The sequence below is a fragment of the Polyangium sp. y55x31 genome (genome assembly GCF_029946505.1).
GTDB lineage: Bacteria > Myxococcota_A > Polyangia > Polyangiales > Polyangiaceae > Polyangium.
In genome coordinates this window covers 14088-36149 of the sequence record NZ_JARZHG010000028.1, presented here as the reverse complement: position 1 = coordinate 36149, position 22062 = coordinate 14088, and the positions used below count along the sequence as shown (strand labels likewise).

The window sequence follows — 22062 nt, the reverse complement described above, 5'->3', positions numbered from 1 at the left end:
GTTCGATGCGCCGGCGGCCTACGCGTCTTTCGGATCGTTCGTGTCGTTCCTGTTCGCGTCGTGATCGTCGTTCTCATCCGACGACTCGCGACGCTCGCGTGGCGTCAGCGCCGCGGTGAGGGCCACCGCGAGCGCGCCGACGACGACGCTCCCGTAAAAGAGGATGTCGATGGCGCTGCCCGCGGACGAACAGTTCGCGCCCGGGCCGAGGCGCACGGCGAGCACGCCTTCGGGCAGCTCGGGCGGCCCCTCCGGCGTGCTCGCGCGTTCGGTCACTTGCCCACCACGATGCGCTGGCCGAAGGCCCGATCGACGGCCTCGCAGAACGAGCGGAACGCCTCGTACTCGGCCGGCGTGACGCGCGCCTTCTTGAACGAGAGGCCCGTCCGCACCGTGACCTTGCCCGGCGCTTGCTCCACCGTGACGTGGAACGCGCCGAACGGCGTGTCGAGCTTCTGCGCCGTGGGCGCCGCGCGCACCTTCATGCCCGCGGGCACCTTGATGACCCACTCCTCTTCACGGCTCGTGAGCGCCGAGAGCGTGACGTCGAGCGTGCGCTTCGACGAAGGCGCGAGCTCGGCGACGAGGCGCGGCGTGATGCTGGCGGGCACGCTGAGCGCGTCGCCCTCGCGCCGCGCGAAGCTCGTGGCCTTGCCGCGGGTGCGGATCTTCACGGGCTGCTCGACATCGTCGAGGTCGCCCGTCTCCACGCCCGCGCGGCCCTTTTCGAGCTCGATCGGGCCGAAGTCCGAGGCGAGATCCTGCGACGCGCGCTCGTTGCGCGTGCCCTCGGCGAGGTAACGACGGCGCCAGTCGGGCGCGTACGCGCCGGTCACCTGCACGTCGGACACGAGCTGCGCCGAGCCACCCTCCGCGAGCGTCACCTCGACGTGACGGCGCGTGAGCGACTGCTCCGGCGGCGGCTGCGGCAGCCGCACGAGCTTGGGTTTGCCCTCGTTCACGAGCAGGCCGATCGCCGCGCGGTCCATCACGGGCAGCTCCATCGAGCCCGTGTGCTCGGCCGTGCCGTCGAGGTAGAGGTCCATCGAGGGCACGTAGACGATCGCGTGATCGAACGGCGCGAGGCTCGCGGGCTCGGGCGCGATGTCGCCGCGCATGCGCGTGCGGAGCAGGACGATCGTCGAGTTGATGCCGAGCTCGCGCAGCATCGTGACGATCAAGGTCGCCTTGTCCTTGCAGTCGCCCCAGCCACGCGCGAGCGTCTGCGCGGCGCGGCGCGGGCGGATGCCCTCGATGCCGAACTCGAGCGCGACGTAACGCGTCTGCGTGGCGAACTTGTAGATCGCCTTCACCTTCGCGGCGTCGTCGGTCAGGCCCTTCGTGAGCTCGCGGGCGCGCTTGCGCACCTCGTCGTCGACGTCGAACTGCTCACGCGCGAGGCCCCAGTACCACGCGCCCACCGCGTCCCACGTGTCGAACGTGGAGACGTGCACCGTGCCGAGCACCTCGGACCACGGCGGCATGTTGGACTCGGGCGCGAGCGCCGGGACGTTCGTCCCCGTGAAACGATAGATGCGCTTGTCGCCTTCCTCCTTCACGTCCTCGACGAGCCCGGGGAGCCGGTCGGTGCGGATGAAGAAGCGGCGCGACTTCGGCGTGATGAGGACGTACTCGCTGCTCGCGATGGGCTTGTCGTTCTGGAGGTACTGGACCTCGCCGAAGTAGTCGCTCTTCTCGTTGCGCGGAGCGACGTCTTCCACGCGGTAGCGCAGCTCCACGACGTCGCCCGCGTTGAGGCGCGGGAAGAGCACGACGAACGCGCGCTGCGACGTGTACATCGAGATCGCGGGGTTGTCCGCGGCGCCCTCGCCGCTCTCGATCGCCTCGTCGATCTTCCCGTTCGCGCGATAGACGCGGGCAGCGCGCAGATCGACGGTCTGGCGATCGGCCTCGTAGGCGAAGTCGTACTGGCGCGCGGACGCGGCGCTCTCGTCGGTGAGCGGCTGGAAGACGACCTGATGGAAGCGGCTCGCGAGGCCGTTCGGGTAGACCGTCGTCACCGTGAGGTTGCGCATGAAGCGCATCGGGTAGCCCTGCGCGGGCTCCTTGCGCATCGGCAAGAACTTCTCGGGCGCCCACGCATACGCCTCGTCCGCGCGCGGCGCCTTCGGCTCGATGTGCTCGACGTACTCGCGCACCTCCTTCGCCTGCGGGACGATCGTGAGGATCTGCCGCAAGAGGTCGAGCTGCTTGTCGCGATCGCCTTCCTCTCCGTAGAGATCGGAGAGCGCGCGCAGCGTCTGCACGTCTTCGGGCGCCATCGCCAGCGCTTGCTGGTAGGTCGCGAGCGCGCGGTCCTTCTGCCCGAGCGCGCGATACGTGCGCGCCGCGAGCCCTCGCGCCCACGCCGAGCCCGCGTCGACGCCGAGGAAACGATTGAGCCATCGCTCCGCGCCCACGGCGTCGCGGCGCGCCACCGCGAGCTCGACCTTCTGGCTGAGGAAGTCGGCGTCGTCGAAGCGCAGCGAGGCGTAACGTGCCTCGACCTCTTCGGCCTCGGTGTCACGGCCGAGCGAGCGAAGTTGCGCGGCGAGCGCGGAGAGGAGCGAGACGCAGCGCGGGTTCTTCTGCACCGCCTTCTCCAGCATGCCGAGCGCGGTGCGCTTGAGGCCCGCTTCGACGGAGAGCTCGACCAGGCCGAGCGTGCCGCCGAGGTTGTCCGGGTCGAGCGCGAGGATGCGCTCGTAGATCGGCACTGCGTCGCGCCAGTTCGCGCCCGTGCGCGCGAGGTGCGCCTCGGAGAGAAGGACGTCGAGCTTCTCGTCGTTCGTCTTCGCGAGCGTGCTCGCGCGTTCGACCCACGAGCGCCGCTGGTTCCGATCCTCGGCGAGCTCACCCGCGAGCAGGAGCCGCGGCACGGTCGGCTCGGCTTCGGCGGCGCGGCGCGCGAGGTCACGCGCCTTGTGCTCGGCCTTCGGATCACCGCCGGTGATCGCCAGGTACCGCGCGTACTGCTCGAGCGCGGCCGGCGCGGGGGTCTTTCCGGACGTGAGCGCTTCGAACGCCTGCACGGGACCGACGACGCGGCCTTGCTCCTTCGGCTCCTTCTTCTTCGCGCGCTCCTTCATCGCGGCGGCGGCCTCGGTGCTCGCTTCGAGGTCCGCGCGCACCTCGACATCGAGGTCGGGCTTGCCGGCCTCGTCGCCGATGCGCAGCGCGAACTTTGGCGCGTCCTCGTCGCCGCAGACCTTCACGGTGATGCGGCTGAACGTCGGGCGCAGCGTCACGGTCGTCGCGTGCCGATCGATGTCGAGCTCGCGATACGCCGCGTCTTCGAGGATCTTCTCGCCGTCGTAGTAGAGCTTGAACGCGCCCGCGGAGCCCACCCACAAGGTCGCCTTGCGCGCCTTCGTTCCAGGGCGCGCGCGGACGAACGTCGTCGCGTAGCCGCACACCGACTCGCGCGGGCGGAGGATGTCGCCGAAGTCGAACCATCCGTACGACGACGTCGTCGGCGGCACGCGCCAGCGCACGGCGCGCTCCTTTCCTTCGTACGCGCGGCCCGCGGGGATCGCCTCGTCGAGCTCCGCCTCGGGCTGGTAGTCGATCCCGAAGCCCGTCTTGTTGTCGTTGTCGAACGGGCCCACCGTCATGTAGCGGCCGACGAACCCGAGCTTTTCGATCCGCGCGAGCGCGCCTTCGAGGTCGCCGCGACGCCGCCGCGCGTACGCGCCGAGCAGCTCCGCGTAGACGCGCACCGGCGCGGGCAGCGCCTTGTTCTCCGTCGCCGCGACGAGCGCTTCCTCGACGTGCGTCGGGTCCGCGCGATCCCAGGTGCGCCACAGATCCCGCAGCGCCGTGTAGGCCTCGGGCCCCTTCGCGGCGGCGATCGCCGCGCTTGCCTCGAGCACCTCGGGGTGGATCGTTCCGCCGTCTGCGCTCGCCGGGTGCGTCGGGGCGATCGCGCAGCAGGCGAAAGTCAACGCGAGGGCGATCCGTGCCTTCGCGCGGGTCGCGCGATCCAGGTGAGCACCACGTGAACGAGCCATCGAGGGGCTATCCCGTGCCATGACGGGCCGGTCAAGGGGATGACAACGGGCCGTCCAGCGAGCTTCACGACCGTGCGGACGCGGGTGCGTCCGACCGCAGCGCCGCCGGCGTTTTCGAGGCTTTTTTGTGAGTTATCGCGGGAAACGCGCGACCTGCGTGGGATGGGGTGGTCATCCGCCTTACCACGCTCCTCGTTCCTCGGGGTGGGCCATGGTGCGGGAGCGCTCCGGGTTTGGCGCTCGCGGAGGGGTCGGGCAGGAATCTGCGCGTTCGTTCCGAAAGGCCACCTTGCTCCGCGACGCCTGCTTCGGATAGAACCATCGCTGCACGCGTCGAATGTGCGCCCGTGCGAAGAGCTCGAGCGGGTGCGCGAGGGTGGCTCTCCCGCGCCGTCATTTCGGGGACGGGGCCCTCCGGCGGATCCGGCGGAACGAAGGCACTCTAGGCAACGAGACGAAGACCCCATCGCGGAAGCGCTGGCGGAGGAACGATGGTCAATCCTCAGATGGTGATGTACGAGGAGGAGTTCAATCAGATCCAGAATGTCGTGGATCGCCTCGTCAAGGACGCCAATGCGAAGGTCGTTTTCATCGTTGACAAGAACGGACAGCTGATCGCTGCGAGCGGCGACGTGGACAATCTCGACACCACGTCGCTCGCGTCGCTGACGGCCGGCAACATCGCGGCCACCGGCGGGATGGCGAAGCTCCTCAAGGAGAACGAGTTCGCAACTCAGTTCCACGAGGGCGAGAAGGCGAACATCCACATCCAGCTCGTCGGCAACCGCGTCATCCTCGTGGTGATTTTCGACTCCAAGTCCAGCCTCGGCCTCGTGCGCTTGCGCGTCCGCCGAGCGAGCGAGGAGCTGAACAACATCTTCGAGGCGCTCTTGAAGAAGGTCGCGGATCCCGGCGCCGACTCTCCGTTCGCCGAGATCACCGACGAAGACATCGACAACCTCTTCAACGACTAGGAGCGCGCGCGATGAGCTTCATCAACTACATGGCGCGCGAGATCAACTGCAAGATCGTCTATTACGGCCCGGGTTTGTGCGGGAAGACGACGAACTTGCAGTACATCTACGAGCGCACGAACCCCGATGCGAAGGGGAAGATGATCTCGCTGGCGACCGAAACGGATCGCACGCTCTTCTTCGACTTCCTGCCGCTCGCGCTCGGCGAAATCCGCGGGTTCAAGACCCGATTTCACCTCTACACGGTGCCGGGCCAGGTCTTCTACGACGCGAGCCGCAAGCTCATCTTGAAGGGCGTTGACGGCGTCGTGTTCGTGGCCGACTCGCAGATCGATCGCATGGAGGCGAACGAGGAGTCCGTCGAGAACCTCAAGACGAACCTCGAGGAGCAGGGCTACAAGCTCGAGAAGATCCCGTACGTCATCCAGTACAACAAGCGTGACCTGCCCGAGGTCGCGAGCGTCGAGGAGCTTCGCGAGAAGCTCAACCCGATGAACGTGCCCGACTTCGAGGGCGTCGCTCGAACCGGCGTCGGCGTGTTCGACACGCTGAAGGCCGTCGCGAAGCTCGTGCTCACCGAGCTCCGCAAGGGCGGCCCCTAACCCATCGGTCTCACGACCTCACGCAACGCCTCGGTTTCTCGCATGCGCGAGGGGCCGAGGCGTTTGCGTTCCATGACGACAAAATGCCGAACGGCCGAAGGTCCCTCGTGGAGACGTCTTCGGCCGTTGGCTTTTCGGGCGAGAGCCCTGGGCTTACCCGCGCTGGTAGATCCGGTTGCGGCGACCCTTGTTCTTCGCCTTCAACTTCGCGCGGTAGCGCTTCGACTTGCTGCGGTTGGTCTTCCGAGGACCCTTCGAGAGCATCAGGAACATGAGCCGACTTCCTCGTCTTGTGCGGCGCGATGGACCGCCGCTCCTGTAGGGAGGGCGGGAAGGTAGGCCATGTCGGAGCGAAGTTCAAACGAGATCGCGAAGTTTTCTCGTACGGTCGAGGTCGTCTGCGGAAGACGGCCTTCGCGGTAGACTCGACGTCGATGCAGAAAGCGCCCACGCCGTCACGTCCCCGAAGGGCTCTGCCCAGGGCGATCACGTGGGTGCGTCTCGGCCTCGGCGGCGTCGTGGCGCTCGTGACGGTCTCGTGTGGCGCGAGCATCAACGCCGTCTACGAGGGCGACGTGCGGTTCGAGCACTGCATGGCGCTCGACATGGAGAAGCACGTCAAGCCCACGATCCGGAAGGCGTGCTGGGAAGAGTGGACGAAGTTCTACACGTTCGGACAGACGCGTGATCGCGTGGAGTACGCGAAGCTGCGCATGAAGCAGCTCAGCGGCGCGAGCGACTTCGAGGAGTCGGACCTCGGCGCGGAGGAGCCTCGCGTGGCCTCCGCGGTGCCGGAGCCGACGAGCGCGCTCGCGCCGCCGCCGATGATGCTCGCGGTGGACGCAGGCGCCCCGGGGCCCGGGGCGGACGCGTCCGCGGATGGAGCGGTGGATACGTCGACGGCGCCGCCCGGTTCGGCGTGCGCCACGTCGTGCGAATCGACGTGGAACGCGTGCAAGGCGGCCTGCACGACGGCGACGTGCGAGCGCGGATGCACGGGGCAGTACAAGCGCTGCATGCGCAAGTGCTACTGAGCAGGCGCGCGCTTTGGCAAAAAGACCCGGAATCTTGACGTTTTGCTCGGCGTATGGGTATCGGCAAACGAGATGACGCTGCCCGCATACGAGGACGGGGTGGCTCCCCATGAGGGGGGGCGGGGTGCAATCCGGGTGTTGAAGCCGCGCAGGGCCGCACCCGCGGACGCCGTGAGGCCGACGCGCGCCGAGGTGAACCTCGCGCACTTGCGGCACAACTACCGCGTCCTCGAGAAGATGCTCGGCGACGGGCAGACGAAGCCCGCGATCTGGGGCGTGCTCAAGGCCGACGCGTACGGGCACGGCTCGGCGGCGGTCGCGCGTACGCTCGAACGAGCCGGGATGCCGGGCCTGTGTGTGGCGCTGCTCGAAGAGGCGATCGAGCTGCGGGACGCGGGGATCCGCGTGCCGATCCTCGTGATGGGCGGCTACTACGGGCCGCGACGCGAGGGCCTGGAGGAGATCCTCGCGCGGGATCTCGTGCCGGTCGTCTACGACGCCGGGCAGATCGAACGCATCGCGACGCTCGCGCGCTACGAGAACGAGGGGCGTCCGGTGCGCGTGCACCTGAAGGTGGACACGGGCATGGGTCGGCTCGGCGTGACGATGTCGGAGCTCGACGATGTGCTCGACGCGTTCGACGGTCGGCCGGAAGTGCAGCTCGACGGGCTGATGACGCACCTCGCCTGCGCAGACGGCGACGATCTCGAGCCGACGAAGGAGCAGCTCGCGCGGTTCGCGGAGGCGCGAGCGCGCGTGCGGGCGCGCGGGTTCTCGCCGCGGGTCGTGCACGCGGCGAACAGCGCGGGCGCGATGCGGCTCGCGGAGGCGCGTTTCGATGCGGTGCGGCCGGGGATCGCGCTCTTCGGTGTGCAGCCGATGCGTGGACTCGCGCCGGAGCTCAAGACCGTGATCCGGGTGCGAACGGAGATCGTCGCGCTGCGGACGGTCGAGGCGGGTGAGGCGATCGGTTACGGGTACACGTGGCGAGCGCCGCGGCGGAGCGTGATCGCGACGGTGCCGATGGGCTACGCGGATGGCCTCGATCGGAAGCTTTCGAATCGCGGGCACGCGCTCGTGCGCGGGCGGCGCGTGCCGATGGTCGGGACGATGTCGATGGATCTGACGATGCTCGACGTGACGGAGATCCCGGGCGCGCGCGTCGGCGATGAGGCGGTGTTCCTCGGGCAGCAAGAGGGCGCGCTCGGGCGTGACGTCATCACGGCGGAGGAGATCGCCGAGACGACGGGCACGATCCCGTGGGAGGTGCTGACGAGCATCTCGCGGCGCGTCCCGCGGTTTTATCGCGAGCCCTGACGATCGAGAGCGCGTGGCCCGGTCCTGCTAGGATCGGGTGTGATGGACTCTCACGCGCTTCGTTCGACTCGGGGGATCGTGGCCTCGTTCGTGCTCTTCGGCGCGTGGGGAGTCGCGTCGGCGCTCGGCGGGTGTGGGACGAGTGAGGATCCTCTGCCGTCACGTCCGCCGCGGCCCGTGGCGGATGCGGGCGGTGAAGGCGGCTTCGATGCAGGCGGCGGAGGCGGGCCTCCGGCACCCGACGCGGGCGGGTACTGCGGCAACGAGGTGCATCAGGCGATCGTCGATGCGCCGAACCTCTACTTCGTGCTCGACGCTTCGGGGAGCATGAACGAGTCCGCGCCCGGAGGGACGCGCTACGACGCGGTGCGGGCCGCAGTCGTGAATCTCGTGCGCAAGCTCGGGCCGCTCGTGAAGGTGGGCGCGGCGATCCTGCCGGCGCACGGTTCGAATCAGGATCAGTGCGCGGCGGGCAAGCAGGTCTTTCCGGTGATGCAGGGCGATCCGATCACGGGCGAAGACGGGCCCACGACCACGGGGATCCGCTTGGCGACGGCGACGAACCCGGTCGGAGGGACGCCGATCTCGCCGACGCTCGAAGCGCTCACGCCGACGCTGCTCGGGCTCGAAGGCAAGACGTACGTGATCCTCGCGACCGACGGTGGCCCGAACTGCAACGAATCGGCAGCGTGCGGGAGCGAGGACTGCCAGCCGAATCAGGAGGGCGACGAGGCATGTTTGTCCACGGGGACGAACTGCTGCGCGCCCGGACAACTTTGGGGTCCAACGTTTTGCGTGGACGAACCCGCGTCGGTGGCCGCGATCGAGGCTCTTCGTGCCGGAGGGCTCGAGGTGTTCGTCGTCGGGATCCCGGGCAGCGAGGCGTACGCGGGCGTGCTCGACGCGATGGCGATCGCGGGCGGATCGCCGAAGGACATGGCGCCGTTCTACTACCCGGTGAGCGAGCTCGGGTCGCTCGGCGGGGTGCTCGCGGAGATCGCGGCGGTCGCGGTGACGTGCGAGTTCGCGATCGTGGATCCGCCGGACGAGGAGGGCATGACGAACGTGTACCTGGACGATGAGGTCTTGCCGTACAACGATCCCGATGGCTGGATCTGGAAGCCGCCGTCGAGCGTGCGGTTGCTCGGCAAGGCTTGCGAGCGGCTGCAGGGCGGGCAGGTGAAGCAGGTGCAGATCGTGAGCGGTTGCCCGACGGAAATGCCGAAGTGAGCGAGCGTCTAGAGGTGTCGGTGGCGCGCGTCGAGCGCGGGTTGGAGGACGCGGAGGAGCTCGCGGCGATCGCGCGCGCGGCGTTCTCGGGGCCGTCGTTCTCACCGGTGGACGAGCTCGAACGGCCCTGGGCGCGCGTGTGGGTCGCGCGGGGCGGCGTGACGGGCGAGGCGCCGCGCGCGCTCGGCTTCCTCGTCGCGTGGCATGTCGTCGACGAGCTTCACGTGCTCAACGTGGCGACGTCGCCGGAGGTCCGGCGGCGCGGGATCGGCGCGGTGCTCGTGGAGACGGCGCTCGCGTTCGCGGCCGAGAACGGCGTGCGGCTCGTGTTGCTCGAGGTGCGTCGCTCGAACGAGCCTGCGATCCGGCTCTACGAGAAGTTCGGGTTCGTCGTGTCGGGGGTGCGCGAGAAGTACTACGCGGACAACGACGAGGACGCGCTGGAGATGCAGCGCGTCCTCGACTGACGCCTCACCGTCGGAACGGGTTCGGGAACCGCTCCTTGGGCTTGTCGACGTAGTTGCCGCCGCCGACGGCGGCGATGCGCGTGCCCGAGATCCGGAGCGGGTTCAGGAGCAGCGGCCGGAGCAGCGCCTTGGCCTTCTCGTCGAGCGGCTGCAGGAATGCTTCGACCTTCTTCGCCGCGTCCGAGAGCTGCTCGCTCAGGTTGATCATGTCGTTCGACGTGGGCGGCGTCGGGATGTCCTGCATGACCCGGCGCAGCTCCGTGAGGCTGTCGAGGTACTTCTGCAGCGGCGTGTCCGTGATCGGCTGACCCGGGCGCGTGTTCTCGGGCGGCACGCCGAACGAGATCAGGCCCGCGAACGAGGGCGGCACGGTGCTCGGGCGCTCGCCCATCTTCGTCACGTCGACGTTCGTGGTGATGCGCAGGCCGCCGGTCTTCTGCGAGAACTGCTGCTGGAGCTTCGTGTTGAACATCTTGTTCAACTCGTCCTTGTTCACGCTCGGACCGTCGCCCTTCTTGTACTTCTTCCACTGCGTGTGGTCCTCGACCGCGCGCAGGATCTGCAGGTACGGGTAGGGCGTGTTGAGCAGGATGTTGTAGAGGTCGAGCGCCTCTTTCACGGTCGACGGCGGGGCGATCGTGATGTCGGCGAGGAAGTCGCTCCACTGCTCGATGTAGCGCTGGTCGTAGTCCTCGGAGAGGCGCTTCAGGTTCGTCGGGATCTTGTCGACCGCCTCGTCGGGACCGAGCGGCGCCACCCATTGCTCGCTGAGCAGGAGCGCCTCGGCGTTCGCGACGTTGAGGACCACGATGTAGTGGCCCTTGTCGGTGTACGGGCCCTCGACCTCTTTGTAACGTTTGTCCTTCTGGTACCGGCCGCTCTGGATGAACTTCGTCGCGTTCGGGCGATCGACGAAGAGGTCGGCGAGGCTGAGCGGCGGGTACTTGCGGTTCTCTTTGCGATCGTCGCCGGCCTCGTCGTACCGCTCGTCGTTCAGGCTGTTGACGAAGAGCTCGTAGTAGCGGTCCTGGACCGGGACGGACTGGAGCGTCTTGCGGACGTTCTCGACGAGGGTCTTGTCCGCGGGCAGCGGGAGGACCTTCTTGTCTTTGACGAGCTCGAGGTAGTACCGCACGTGCTTGGCGAGCCGCTCCTTCAGCTCGTACTCCGGCATCGTGCTGTTCGTGGCCTTCAGGAGTTCGGCCCAGAGGCCCGTGAGGCGGCCCGTCTCCCAGTCGACGTCGAGGTTCGCGACGTCGCTCATCATGAGGTACGTCTTCAGATCCGTACGCTCGCGTAGGTACTGCTTGCCCTTCGCGTTCTTGAGCCGATCTTCGAGCTTCGTCTTGCAGGGCAGCACGAAGCCGGTCTGCAGGAGCGCGACGTACGCGGTGACGGCGGGGCGGTAGATCTCCTCGCCGCGGTACATGCCCCAGCCGTAGCTGAGGGGAAGGTTGGCGCGGAAGTCGTCGAGCTCCTTCAGGCGCGCAAAGACGGGGTCGAGCTGATCGAGCTTCGGGCCCGGCTCGCCTTCGCCCCAGTTGATCTTCATCGCGTTCTCCACGCGCTCCTGCGTGGTGAACATGAGCTCGCGGTTCTGGGCGAAGGAGCGGATGCTCGGGATCGAGAGGATCAGGCCGAGCGTGAAGGCCGCAGCGCTGACCGCGATGCGCATGATCTTCTGCCGCTTGATCTCGGCCGCGCTGCGCGACGCGACGTCGCCGTCGGGGAAGACGACGTTCATGAAGACGTCGTGCAGGAAGTAGCTCTTCGACTCGGTGACCTGCTGCGCCGCGGTCTCCGGCGGGCGGATGCCCATCGCGTGACCCATGCGCGCGAGCACGCGATCGAGCGGGCGACCTTCCTGCGTGCCGCTCGTGAAGTAGAAGCCGCGGAAGAGCGGCGTGCCCTGGAAGGCGTTGACCGCGAAGATGGTCTGCACGAGCTCGGTGAGGTTGCGCTTGATGCCCGCGAACTCGAGCGGGAACTGGTAGATGCGCTCGCGCGCCTCGCGGTTTCGCTCCTGCGCGAGGCGCTTCAGCGAGCGGGCGTGGATCTTCTGGACGAGCGTGTCGAACTCGCGCTCGAAGACCTGCTGCGGGTTCGACTTGTCCTCGGTGAGCTTGACCGTGGCGCCCCACGCCTGCGCGCGGTCGCTCTTGCGGATGTCGCCGAAGAACTCGATGAAGCCGGCGATGAGGTCGCACTTCGTGAAGAGCACGTAGACGGGCACGACCATCTGGAGCTGGGTCATGACCTCGTCGATGCGCGCGCGTAGCTTCTTGCCGGTCGACTCGATCTGCTGCTCGGAGGCGTCGATGAGCTCCGCGATGCTGATGGCCACGAGCACGCCGTTGATCGGCTTGCGGCTGCGGTACTTCTTCAGCATCTGGAGGAACGAGATCCACTCGTCGTGGTCGTCGCCCTCGGTCGTGTAGCGACCCGCGGTGTCGAGCAGGATCGCTTCGTTCGTGAACCACCAGTCGCAGTTGCGCGTGCCGCCGACGCCGCGGACGCCGCCGCCGCGCGGATCGGCGAACGGGAAGACGAGACCGGAGTGCTTCAGCGCGGTCGTCTTGCCGGCGCCCGGAGGGCCGATGATCACGTACCAGGGCAGCGAGTAGAGCGCGGCGGCCCCGCCCTTCTTGTTCTTGCCGAGCTTCGAGGTCTTGAGGGCGGTGATGCCGCCCTGGACCTGCTTCTGGAGCTCCTGGATCTCGGCGCGACGCTCGGGCCGCGCGTTGAGCGCCTGCTGCGCGCCTTGCTGCGCGATGGCGCGCTCGAGCGCGGAGGCAGCGCGGCTCGCGCGGATCCGGCTCCAGAGGAGCCGCACGACCGAAGCGAGCACGATGAGCACCGTGCCGACGATCGCGAGCCAGAGCGGCAGCTTGAGGATGTACCAGAGCGCCCAGACGATCAGCGCGAGGAGCGCAGAGAGAACCCACCACACGGTGGAGCGACATTATCACGAGGCGCCTCCCTCGCTCCGCATCCTTCGGATCGAGGCAGTTTTCGCAGGAAGACGCGTGTTCAGGAGTAGTCGTCGGGCTCGAGGTGCGCGTCGGCTTCCATGCCCGCGGCCATGCGGCGGGCGCGGATGGTCTCGACGATGATCTCGACGACTTCCAGGTGCGTCGACGGGGCGTGGTACTCCGCGTCGGAGACGGGCGGAAGCAAGGCGAGGCGCTCGGCGACGGCCGCTCGGTCGTCTTCATCGAGTTCGAGGAGCGCAGGGCCGAGGTCATCCGTGGGATCGGGGACGACCACTTCCTCCGGTGCCTTCTCGCTCTCCGCGGCCGCCTCCGTGCCCTCGTCCTCGTCGTCCTCGTCGTCCTCGTCTTCGTCCTTGCGCTCGCGGATCGGAGACGCGTCACGCGGTGGCGTGGGGGGTAGATCGAGCGCGCGCGTGGCGAGCTCGATCGGGCGGAGGATCAGGTAGACGGGCTCGAGCTCGACGCGCCACGAGCGCGGATCGTGCTCGTCTTCGAGGCGCCAGAAGCCGTGGAATTTGCGGCGCGCGATCTCGCCGAGGTAGGCGCCGATCGCCTGCGCGAGGAGCGGCCGCGCCTCCTTGCGATCACGCGTCTCTTCGCGCGCCTTCTCGACGTAATGATCGAGCACGGGCAACGTCTCGGGCTCGAAGTCGAGCTTGAAGCCGACGGCTCGCTCGACGAATCGCACGCACGAGTCCACGAGGTCCTGCACTGCGCGCGGCGGCGGCTTGATGGGCGTGCTCGAACGTTCGCTCGCGCTCTCGGCCCCCGCCGATGGGATCGCGTGACCGTTGGTTTTGCCGTTGCTTTTCCCGTTCGTCCCTGTCACGCGAGCCTTCCTTCCACCTCTTCGGCGTGAAATCCACGAGCGCTCGTTTCACGCTCGCGAAGCGCGAGAACACGCTGAAACTTGGTGTTCGTTCTCTAACGAAGGGCAACGTTTTTAGCGACGAAACCCTTTGAAAAACGCTGATCCGAACGAAAATTTTTTTGTGCGAAAATACTACCGTAACGGTAGGTGCCTCATGCTACCCTCCGGTCCTCACGCACATGCGGATTGGAGTCTTCAGCGACACGCATGCCAACTACGAGGCGCTCAGTGCTGTGCTGGAGGCGTACCGGCGCGAGCGCATCGACGTCTACTACTGTCTGGGCGACACGGTAGGCTATGGCGGATCCCCGAACGAGTGCGCCGATCTGGTCCGGAAGATCGCCAAGAAAACGATCCTCGGGAATCACGACGCGGCCGTCGCCGGACGAATGGATTACTCGTATTACTACGAGGCCGCTCGTCAGGCACTCGACACCCACGCGTCGATGCTCTCGGCCGAGAACGCCGCCTGGCTCAAGAACCTGCCGTACCAGGAGAAGTTGACGGACATCGGCGTCGACCTCTGCCACGGCTCACCGGTTCGCCTCGAGGAGTTCGAGTACATCTTCGCCCCGGAGCAAGCACGCGAGTGCCTGCCGATGTACGCCGAGCTCGGGCATCTGACCCTCATCGGGCACTCACACCTCTGCAAGGTCTTCGCGCTGACGCCGACGACCGTGGAAGAGCTGCCCGCAGTCGACTTCACACTCGACCCAAACAGGAAGTACATCGTGAGCGTCGGATCGGTCGGCCAGCCGCGCGACTACGACAACCGCGCGAGCTACACGATCTACGATAGCGACGCGAAACGCTTCGAGTTCAAACGAGTCGAGTACGACATCGAGACCGCCGCAGAGAAAGTGCTGCGGGCGAAGCTCGAGCGAAACTTCGCGCACAGGTTGTACATCGGCGTTTGAAAAACGCCGATGTACCGGTAGGGGGCTCCGGTCGGCTCGCGAAGCGAGCCTTCCTCTGCCCCCTACACCCCCGCGGGTTCGAACTGGGGCGTTGGCTCTGCCCCCCACACCCCCTGCGTGGTTCGAGCTGAGGCGTTGGTTCTCCGCGGGGTTGGTTGAAGCGTTGTTCGCCGATCAGCGGCGGCGGGCGCGGGCGCGCACGACGAGCGTGATCGAGTCGCGGGTCGGGGGCGATCGGTCGAAGTCGCCCCACTCGTCGAGGATCTCGAAGCCGTTGTAGTGCAGGAGCGCTTCGAGTTCGCGCGGGTGGAACTGCCGGTGCGCGAGTGGCGTCATCCAGGAGTCTTCGCCCGAGACCGGCGAGAACTCCATCGCGACGAACAGGATCTGGCGGAGCTTGTCGTAGTCGAAGCGCTCCGTGTACCGGACGGACATGCCCTTGCCGTCGGGCGTCGGGTAGTTGAAGCGCGGCGTCGCATACGCGCGGCCAGGATCCCGCGCGAGCTCTTCGGGCTCGGGGATCGAGACGTCGAAGACGAGCTCGCCGCGCGGCGCGAGGTGCTCGCGTACGCGCGCGAGGAAGCGCTCGACGTCGACCCGCGTGTAGAGGTGCAGGAAGGCGTTGAAGGGGCAAAAGACGAGCGGGAAACGCCGGCCGAGCCGGACCGCGCGCATGTCGCCGCGCTTCAAGGTCACGCGCGACCGGACGTCCAGAGGCTCGTCGCGAAGGCGGGCGCGCAGGTCCGCGAGCATCTCGCCGGAGAGGTCGACGCCCGTGACGTCGAGGCCGAGGCGCGCGATCGGGAGCGTGATGCGGCCGTTGCCGCAGCCGTACTCGAGCACGGGGCCGCCGTGCTCCGCGGCGTAGTCCGCGTAGAAACGGACGTCGTCGAGCCGCGAGCGGTACGTCTTCGTGTAGTAGGCGGGGTCTTCGTAATGAGCCGAGGTGCCAGCCTCGAGCTCGAGATCACGCCGGGCACGCGGGCGCGTGCGCGCAGAGCGTTTGCTCGGGGGAGAAGACATGTCCGGGGTTGCCCGGCGACGCGATCAGCGGTCGAGGGCGTGCTGGTGGCGGAGCCACTCGTACACGACTTCCGAGGAGTTCCGGTGGAAGTGCACCTTGCCAGCCGCGATCTCGCGCAAGCTCGTCACAGCGGGCTTGTTCCTCGTCTTCAGCAGAGGCTCGGCGCCCTTCATGAGCTGCCGGGTGCGGTTCGAGGCCAGGACGACGAGGGCGAAGCGGTTCTCTTCACGCTCGAGACAATCTTCGACGGTGACGCGTGCCATAGGTGGGACTCGGGAGGTTAGCCGTCCTCGGGCAAAGGCGCAACTTGCGTTCCTGAACGGCCATCCGTCAGGAACGTCTGGATCACGCCTCGACGACGGTGCCGATGTTTTCGCCTTTGCAGACGCGCAGGATGTTCCCGCGCGTCGTCAACTTGAAGACGCGGATGGGGAGCTTGTTCTCGCGGCAAAGCGTGACGGCGGTCGAGTCCATCACGCCGATGCGGTCGACGAGGAAGCGGTCGTACGAGAGCTTCGTGAACATCTGCGCGTCCTCGTGGCGCGCCGGATCGCGGTCGTAGATGCCTTCGACCTTCGTGGCCTTGAAGAGCGCCTGCGCCTGGATCTCCATGGCCCGGAGCGCCGCCGCGGTGTCCGTCGAGAAGAACGGGTTGCCCGTGCCGGCCGCGAAGATGACGACGCTGCCCTTCTCCAGGTGTCGCATGGCGCGGCGACGGATGTACGGCTCGGCGACCTGGCGGATCTCGATCGCCGTCATCACGCGCGTCGGGACGCCGTGTTTTTCGAGCGCGTCCTGGAGCGCGAGCGAGTTGATGACCGTCGCGAGCATGCCCATGTAGTCGCTCTGGGAGCGATCCATGCCGGCGCTCGCGCCCTTCAGGCCGCGGAAGATGTTGCCGCCGCCGACGACGATGCCGATCTGTACGCCGAGCGAGGAGAGCTCCGCGATCTCGGCGGCGACGCGCTGGAGCGTGTCGGGGTGGATGCCGAAGTTGCCTTCGCCGCACAGAGCCTCGCCGCTGATCTTGAGGACGATACGGCGGTACTTGAGGCCAGGGGCCGGGCTCGGCGGAGGAGGAAGGGTCGAGTCGTCGCGGTCTTTGCGGGTCGCGTCGCGGGTCACGCGCGTCTCGTAGCCCCGGTTCGCCTCGTCCGCAACGCGTCGTTCGGCAAAAGGCCGGAGAAGCGGCAAGGTGCCGCGCGATGAGCTCGCAGAACCGCCCCCCAATCGCATCGAAGAAGTGCTAGACCGGCCGCTCGATGCTGGTGAGGCGCGCGCAATCGTCCCTGTTCGTCGCGGCAATCGTCGTGCTCTCCGCGGGCTGCAACGACAAGGCCGTGGCGCCACCCGCGCCGGACGCCGGAGCGCCCGCGGCAGGGCTCTCGCAAGAACAAGCCGCGCGGACACTCGCGAAGGTCGGCGAGCGGGTGATCACGCTCGGCGACTTCGCCGCGACGCTCGAGCGGATGGATCAGTTCGACAGGCTCCGCTACCAGACGAAGGAGCGTCGAAAAGAGCTGCTCGACGAGATCATCGACGTGGAGCTGCTCGCAGCCGAGGCGAAGCGCCGCGGGCTCGACAAGCAGCCCGAGACGGAAGAGGCGATCCGGCAGATCCTGCGCGACGCGATCCTCGCCGACGCGCGCAAAGGCCTGCCCGCGCCAGGCGAGATCCCCCCGGCCGAGGTGCGCGCGTACTACGAGGCGCACGCGGAGGAGTTCCGCGAGCCGGAGCGGCGACGCGTGGCGGCGATCGTGCTGTCCGACAAGAAGACGGCAGAGCGCGTGCTGAAGGACGCGACGAAGATCAAGACTGCGGCCGAGTGGGGCGAGCTTTTCTACAAGCACTCGGCGACGGCGCCGAAGGCGAAGGATCCGAATGCGTCGCTCGATCTCGCGGGGGATCTCGGCGTGGTCGGCGCGCCCGACGATCCGCGCGGCAAGAACCCGAAGATCCCCGAGTCGATCCGCGCGGCGGTGTTCAAGATCGGCAGCGTGGGGTCCGTGCTCGACGAGATCGTGGAGGCGGACGGTCGGTTTTACGTGGTGCGGATGAACGGCATCACCGCGGCGCACAACCGGACGCTCCAGGAGGCGGATCGATCGATCCGCGTAAAACTCCTGCAGCAGAAGATGCAGGAGCGCGAGAAGGCGCTCGAAGCGGAGCTGCGGAAGAAGTTCGCCGTGGAGATCGACGACGCGGCGCTCGCGAAGGTGAAGTTGCCCGAAGGCGTGAAACCCTTCGAAGGCAAGGATCCGGGGCCGTGGGTGCTGCCCGGATACACGCCGCCCGGGCAAGAGGCGACGGACGGCGGCGCAGGCGACGCCGGATCGCAATAGGGTTCGGAAGGACGAACCTCAGCGCAGGCGGCGTCGCGGCAGATCGTGCGCGACGCGGAAGCCGAGGTGCGTCGCGCGGGTGAGCGCGAAGAAGCGCGTGCGCGCGGCGCTGCGGGTGTACTCGTGCGTCGTGGACCAGCCGCCCGAGCGGATGACGCGCCACTCGGAGGCGTCGCGCACCGCGCCAGGGACGGGCTCGGGTTCGGCGCTCGTCTCGGACCACGTGCGCTCGCCGTGTACGTCGCCGACCCACTCGCGCACGCCGCCGGCCATGTCGCGCACGCCGTACGGAGATTCGTCGAGCGGGAAGGTGCCGACGGGCTCGGGCTGCGGGAGGTAAGGGCGCGAGGCGCGCATGAGGCAGAAGGTGGGGTCGAAGGGATCACCCCAGGGATGGATGCGGCCGTCGGTGCCGCGCGCGGCTTTCTCCCATTCGAGCTCCGTGGGCAAACGGATCTCGAAGCCCTCGTGCTCGGTGTGGAACGCGCAGTAAGCGGCGGCGTCGAACCAGTCGACGAGCAGGACGGGCACGTCGAGCAGGTGCCCTTCTTCGTAGGGGAACTGCCTGCGCGCGTCGCCTTCGATGAGCCCGGGGACGGGCTCCCACTGGCCGTGCTCGCCGCGGCGCACGACGTAACCTTCGGTGCCGCGGAAGTCGCGCGGGGCGCGCATGAGCGCGAGCGCGTGGGAGCGATCCTCGATGCGGTCGAGGAAGTCGCAGTACTGTCGGAACGTGACGGGGAAGCGCGAGATCGCGAAGTCGGCGACGACGGGCTCGGCGCGGGCGAGCGCGTCGGGCGCGTCGTCGTCGCCGCCCGCGATGAACGAGCCGCCGGGGATGTAGACGAAGCCCTCGCCGATCTCTTCCTCCGTGTAGAGGTTGATCATGGCCTCGTGGCGCTCGCCGCGGCGGAGCAGGACGGGATAACGCACGTCGCGAAAGCCGGGGCGGCGAAGCACGAGCAGGTAGCTGCCCGGCGAGAGGCGGACCTCGGCGACGGGCGTGCGGCCGAGATCGCGCTCTTCGCTCGGGACGAGGACACGATCTTTTTCGACGTAGCGATACGCGAGCACGCGCGCGCCGGGCGGGTTCGTCTCGATCGCGAGACACGCGTCGGAGCGGAGGAGCGCGGCGTAGCTGCCGACGTCGAACTCGGAGACGAGGGCTTCGTAGTAGATGCGGCTCGCGTGGCGGCGCTCGGCGTCGGCGGCGAGGGCGCGGGCCCAGTAGAGATCGGCGAGGCCCGAGCGCGCCTCTTCGAGCTCGGGGTCGTATGCGAGCGCCTTCGTGTAGAGGTCGATCGCCTCGGCCATCGCGCGCGCTTGCTCGCGCTCGACGGCGGCGGCGCGATCTTCGAGGGCCCACGCGGGGCGCTTGCGATCGATGGGATCGTAGCTCTTCACGTCGGCGCGAAGGCGTCGCGCCTCGGCGTCGAGCTGCGCGCGTTCGAGGCGCAGGGCCTTGTCGCGCTGGGCCGGCTCGCGCGCGAGCTCGCAGAGGGATCGCGCCTCGGCGCGTCGACGATCTCGTTCCTTCGCGCCTTCGAGGAACGCCTCGGCGCCGCCTGCGACGGCCGCGGCGCACGTGGGCCGCTTCGCCGGATCCTTCGAGAGCATGGCGAGGCAGAGGTCTTCGAGCACGAGCGGGCAGCTCGGCGCGACGGCGCGCGGCGGCCTCGGATCGCGCGTCTGCGTCGCGAGGATCACGCCGAGCACGGTGGGCGCGTCGAACGGGTGTTCGCCCGTGAGCATCTCGTAGAGCACGACGCCGAGCGCGAAGATGTCGGCGCGGTGATCGATCTTCGCGCGCTCGCCGCGGATCTGCTCGGGGGCGATGTAGCCCGGGGTCCCGGACAAACCGCTCGGATACCCGCCTTCGCCGCGGATGAAGAAGGGATCGTCGTCGGGGAGCGAGAGCGGCGAGGTGGGCTCGATGCCCGTGAGCATGCGCGCGTTGCCCCAGTCGCTCAGGTACACCTCGCCCTCGTCGCCGAGCAGGATGTTCTCCGGCTTGATGTCGCGATGCACGACGCCGCGCCGGTGCGCGTAGGCGAGCGCGCGCGAGATCTGGACGAACGCGGAGACGAGGCGCGCGAGCGGCCACTTCGGGTGGACCAGGGGCTCGGTGATCACGTCGTGCAGGCTCTGCTGCTTGACGATGCGCATCGTGTAGAAGGGCCGGCCGTCGGGAAGGCGGCCGACGTCGTACACGGGGACGATGTTGGGATGCTCGAGCTGCGCGGCGACGCGCGCCTCGTGGAGGAAGAGGTCGGTGCTGTCGTGCGGGTCGTCGCTGTCGTCCTTGCGTGTCTTCAGCGCGACGAGGCGGCTCGCGGCGCGGTCCTCGGCGGCGTAGACGACGCCCGTGCCGCCGCTGCCGAGGCGCTCGACGATGCGGTAGCGCGCGCCTCCGTCGGGGAGCGCGGGCGCGAAGAGCTCCGTCTCCTCGAACGAGGGTGCATCGCCTTTGGCGTTCGGCAGGGCCGACGCGCCGGCCTCGCAGGTCGGGGCGGGCTTCATGGGTTGTGTGCCCGAGGCGAGCGCGGCCCCCCTCTTCATTTCTTCCGTCGCTCTTCTCGTCACCGCGCAGGCGCGGGCTCGCTCGGGCCAGGAAATCGTACTTGGTGGCCCGCCCAGCGCAACGCCCGTTCGGTCGCCGGGCGGCGGGGGGAGGCGGCGCGCGCGCGCCCATGGTAGGGGCTCCGCGCGATGTCCGAACAACAGAGCTCCCGCGCGAAAGACGCGATCGAACGACTCGACGACATGAACCGCCGCGCCCTCGAGGGGGGCGGCGCGCCCCGAATCGCAAAGCAACACGAGGCTGGCAAGCTCACCGCGCGCGAGCGCGTCGAGCTCTTGCTCGACCCTGGCTCCTTCGTCGAGATCGACCGGTTCGTCGTGCACCGTTGCAACGACTTCGACATGGACAAGACGAAGATCCTCGGCGACGGCGTGGTGACCGGCTGGGGGCTCGTCGACGGCCGCAAGGTCTGCGTGTTCGCGCAGGACTTCACGGTGATCGGGGGATCGCTCTCGGGGGCTTACGCGCAGAAGATCTGCAAGGTGATGGATCTCGCGATGAAGATCGGAGCGCCCGTGATCGGGCTCAACGACTCCGGCGGCGCGCGGATCCAGGAGGGCGTCGAGTCGCTCGCGGGTTACGCGGACATCTTCCTGCGCAACACCTTGGCGAGCGGTGTCGTGCCGCAGATCAGCGCCATCATGGGCCCGTGCGCGGGCGGCGCCGTGTACTCGCCGGCGATCACGGACTTCATCGTGATGGTCGAGGGGACGAGTTACATGTTCATCACGGGCCCCGAGGTCATCAAGACGGTGACGAACGAGGACGTGACCAAGGAGGACCTCGGCGGCGCCTCGACGCATGCGGCGAAGAGCGGCGTCTGCCACTTGACGGCGCCCGACGATCGCGCCGCGCTCGCGCGTGTGCGTGAGCTCCTCTCCTTTTTGCCCTCCAACAATACCGAGGATCCGCCGCGCCGGCCCTCGACCGATCCCACGGATCGCGAAGTGCCGGAGCTCGACGGCATGGTGCCGAGCGAATCTTCGAAGCCGTACGACATCAAGAACGTGGTCCGCGCGGTCGTCGACGACGGCTACCTCTACGAGGTGCACGAGCGGTATGCGCAGAACATCGTGTGCGGGTTCGCGCGTGTCGGCGGCCGGACCGTCGGCGTCGTGGCGAACCAGCCGAACGTGCTCGCGGGCTGCCTCGACATCCGCGCGAGCATCAAGGGCGCGCGCTTCGTGCGGTTCTGCGACTGCTTCAACATCCCGCTCGTCACGTTCGTCGACGTGCCCGGCTTCTTGCCCGGCACCGATCAGGAGTACGGCGGCATCATCACGCACGGCGCGAAGCTGCTCTACGCGTTCGCCGAGGCGACGGTCCCGAAGATCACGGTGATCACGCGCAAGGCCTACGGCGGCGCGTACGACGTGATGGCCTCGAAGCACATCCGCGCGGACTACAACCTCGCCTTCCCGACGGCCGAGATCGCGGTCATGGGGCCCGACGGCGCGGTCAACATCGTCTACCGCAAGGAGATCCAGTCGGCTTCGGATCCGGCGGCGGCGCGCGCGCGGTTCGTCGAGGAGTACAAGGCGAAGTTCGCGAATCCCTACAAGGCCGCGGAGCTCGGCTTCATCGACGAGGTGATCCACCCGAGGATGCTCCGCATTCGCCTCGATCGCGCGCTCGAGCTTCTGCGCGACAAGCGCGACAAGAACCCGCCGAAGAAACACGGCAACATTCCGCTCTAGGCA

General features: G+C 68.1%; 17 protein-coding genes. 9 read left to right on the top strand and 8 right to left on the bottom strand.

Annotation, left to right across the window (positions count from 1 at the left end; genetic code table 11):
- Positions 1-18: 18 nt before the first annotated feature.
- Positions 19-276, bottom strand: coding sequence for a hypothetical protein (locus tag QHF84_RS35140; RefSeq protein ID WP_281317889.1), 258 nt, complete (start codon positions 274-276; stop codon positions 19-21).
- Positions 273-4010 carry a DUF3857 domain-containing protein gene (locus QHF84_RS35135; protein ID WP_281317888.1) on the bottom strand — a complete coding sequence of 1246 codons (3738 nt, stop codon included), beginning with the start codon at positions 4008-4010 and terminating at the stop codon, positions 273-275. Before QHF84_RS35135 ends, QHF84_RS35140 begins: the two co-directional genes overlap by 4 nt.
- Before the next feature lie 491 nt (positions 4011-4501).
- Here QHF84_RS35135 and QHF84_RS35130 point away from each other — a divergent pair, with 491 nt between their 5' ends.
- The 6 genes from QHF84_RS35130 (at position 4502) to rimI (ending at position 9634) form a co-directional block, all read left to right on the top strand.
- Positions 4502-4984: a roadblock/LC7 domain-containing protein gene (locus QHF84_RS35130; RefSeq protein ID WP_136930304.1), complete on the top strand. Its 483-nt coding sequence runs from the start codon at positions 4502-4504 to the stop codon at positions 4982-4984.
- 11 nt (positions 4985-4995) lie between these two features.
- Entirely contained in the window at positions 4996-5586 is a 591-nt protein-coding gene (locus QHF84_RS35125; RefSeq protein ID WP_281317887.1) for an ADP-ribosylation factor-like protein, read from the top strand.
- Positions 5587-6020: 434 nt separating this feature from the next.
- Positions 6021-6620: a hypothetical protein gene (locus tag QHF84_RS35120; RefSeq protein ID WP_281317886.1), complete on the top strand. Its 600-nt coding sequence runs from the start codon at positions 6021-6023 to the stop codon at positions 6618-6620.
- A gap of 171 nt (positions 6621-6791) precedes the next feature.
- Positions 6792-7937 (top strand): alanine racemase, encoded by a 1146-nt coding sequence (alr, locus tag QHF84_RS35115; protein ID WP_281317885.1) that lies wholly within the window; start codon positions 6792-6794, stop codon positions 7935-7937.
- A gap of 39 nt (positions 7938-7976) precedes the next feature.
- Positions 7977-9167, top strand: a complete 1191-nt coding sequence (locus tag QHF84_RS35110; protein WP_281317884.1) for a vWA domain-containing protein — start codon at positions 7977-7979, stop codon at positions 9165-9167.
- On the top strand, positions 9164-9634 hold the full coding sequence (gene rimI, locus QHF84_RS35105) for a ribosomal protein S18-alanine N-acetyltransferase (RefSeq protein ID WP_281317883.1): 471 nt from the start codon (positions 9164-9166) through the stop codon (positions 9632-9634). The genes QHF84_RS35110 and rimI overlap by 4 nt, the downstream gene beginning before the upstream one ends.
- A gap of 4 nt (positions 9635-9638) precedes the next feature.
- Here rimI and tssM read toward each other — a convergent pair whose 3' ends face one another.
- Both tssM and QHF84_RS35095 read right to left on the bottom strand, forming a co-directional pair.
- Entirely contained in the window at positions 9639-12584 is a 2946-nt protein-coding gene (gene tssM / locus QHF84_RS35100) for a type VI secretion system membrane subunit TssM (protein ID WP_281317882.1), read from the bottom strand.
- A gap of 80 nt (positions 12585-12664) precedes the next feature.
- Positions 12665-13456 carry a hypothetical protein gene (locus tag QHF84_RS35095; protein WP_281317881.1) on the bottom strand — a complete coding sequence of 264 codons (792 nt, stop codon included), beginning with the start codon at positions 13454-13456 and terminating at the stop codon, positions 12665-12667.
- Positions 13457-13677: 221 nt separating this feature from the next.
- Between QHF84_RS35095 and QHF84_RS35090 the strand changes: the two genes are divergently transcribed.
- Complete coding sequence (locus QHF84_RS35090) at positions 13678-14415, top strand: metallophosphoesterase family protein (RefSeq protein ID WP_281317880.1); 738 nt, start codon at positions 13678-13680, stop codon at positions 14413-14415.
- Positions 14416-14589: 174 nt separating this feature from the next.
- Here the strand turns inward: QHF84_RS35090 and QHF84_RS35085 are convergent, their stop codons facing one another.
- From QHF84_RS35085 to pyrH, 3 genes are all read right to left on the bottom strand, one after another.
- Entirely contained in the window at positions 14590-15438 is an 849-nt protein-coding gene (locus tag QHF84_RS35085; RefSeq protein WP_281317879.1) for a class I SAM-dependent methyltransferase, read from the bottom strand.
- 24 nt (positions 15439-15462) lie between these two features.
- The gene (gene rpoZ, locus QHF84_RS35080) at positions 15463-15702 is read right to left on the bottom strand and encodes a DNA-directed RNA polymerase subunit omega (RefSeq protein WP_136930313.1); all 240 of its coding nucleotides are present in this window, start codon (positions 15700-15702) and stop codon (positions 15463-15465) included.
- 82 nt (positions 15703-15784) lie between these two features.
- The gene (gene pyrH / locus QHF84_RS35075) at positions 15785-16477 is read right to left on the bottom strand and encodes a UMP kinase (protein ID WP_272418627.1); all 693 of its coding nucleotides are present in this window, start codon (positions 16475-16477) and stop codon (positions 15785-15787) included.
- A gap of 224 nt (positions 16478-16701) precedes the next feature.
- On the opposite strand from pyrH, the gene QHF84_RS35070 reads away from it, so the two are divergent.
- Positions 16702-17781, top strand: a complete 1080-nt coding sequence (locus QHF84_RS35070) for a peptidylprolyl isomerase (RefSeq protein WP_281317877.1) — start codon at positions 16702-16704, stop codon at positions 17779-17781.
- Between the two features lie 18 nt (positions 17782-17799).
- Here QHF84_RS35070 and QHF84_RS35065 read toward each other — a convergent pair whose 3' ends face one another.
- Entirely contained in the window at positions 17800-20340 is a 2541-nt protein-coding gene (locus tag QHF84_RS35065) for a bifunctional serine/threonine-protein kinase/formylglycine-generating enzyme family protein (RefSeq protein WP_281317876.1), read from the bottom strand.
- Between the two features lie 150 nt (positions 20341-20490).
- On the opposite strand from QHF84_RS35065, the gene QHF84_RS35060 reads away from it, so the two are divergent.
- On the top strand, positions 20491-22059 hold the full coding sequence (locus tag QHF84_RS35060) for an acyl-CoA carboxylase subunit beta (RefSeq protein ID WP_281317875.1): 1569 nt from the start codon (positions 20491-20493) through the stop codon (positions 22057-22059).
- Positions 22060-22062 lie beyond the last annotated feature (3 nt).

Coding starts and splice junctions, on each gene's coding strand:
- QHF84_RS35120 (WP_281317886.1), top strand. CDS start 6,021: ATGCAGAAAGCGCCCACGCCGTCACGTCCCCGAAGGGCTCTGCCCAGG.
- QHF84_RS35065 (WP_281317876.1), bottom strand. CDS start 20,340: ATGAAGAGGGGGGCCGCGCTCGCCTCGGGCACACAACCCATGAAGCCC.
- QHF84_RS35130 (WP_136930304.1), top strand. CDS start 4,502: ATGGTCAATCCTCAGATGGTGATGTACGAGGAGGAGTTCAATCAGATC.
- QHF84_RS35125 (WP_281317887.1), top strand. CDS start 4,996: ATGAGCTTCATCAACTACATGGCGCGCGAGATCAACTGCAAGATCGTC.
- rpoZ (WP_136930313.1), bottom strand. CDS start 15,702: ATGGCACGCGTCACCGTCGAAGATTGTCTCGAGCGTGAAGAGAACCGC.
- QHF84_RS35060 (WP_281317875.1), top strand. CDS start 20,491: ATGTCCGAACAACAGAGCTCCCGCGCGAAAGACGCGATCGAACGACTC.
- QHF84_RS35090 (WP_281317880.1), top strand. CDS start 13,678: ATGCGGATTGGAGTCTTCAGCGACACGCATGCCAACTACGAGGCGCTC.
- QHF84_RS35085 (WP_281317879.1), bottom strand. CDS start 15,438: ATGTCTTCTCCCCCGAGCAAACGCTCTGCGCGCACGCGCCCGCGTGCC.
- QHF84_RS35135 (WP_281317888.1), bottom strand. CDS start 4,010: ATGGCTCGTTCACGTGGTGCTCACCTGGATCGCGCGACCCGCGCGAAG.
- QHF84_RS35070 (WP_281317877.1), top strand. CDS start 16,702: ATGCTGGTGAGGCGCGCGCAATCGTCCCTGTTCGTCGCGGCAATCGTC.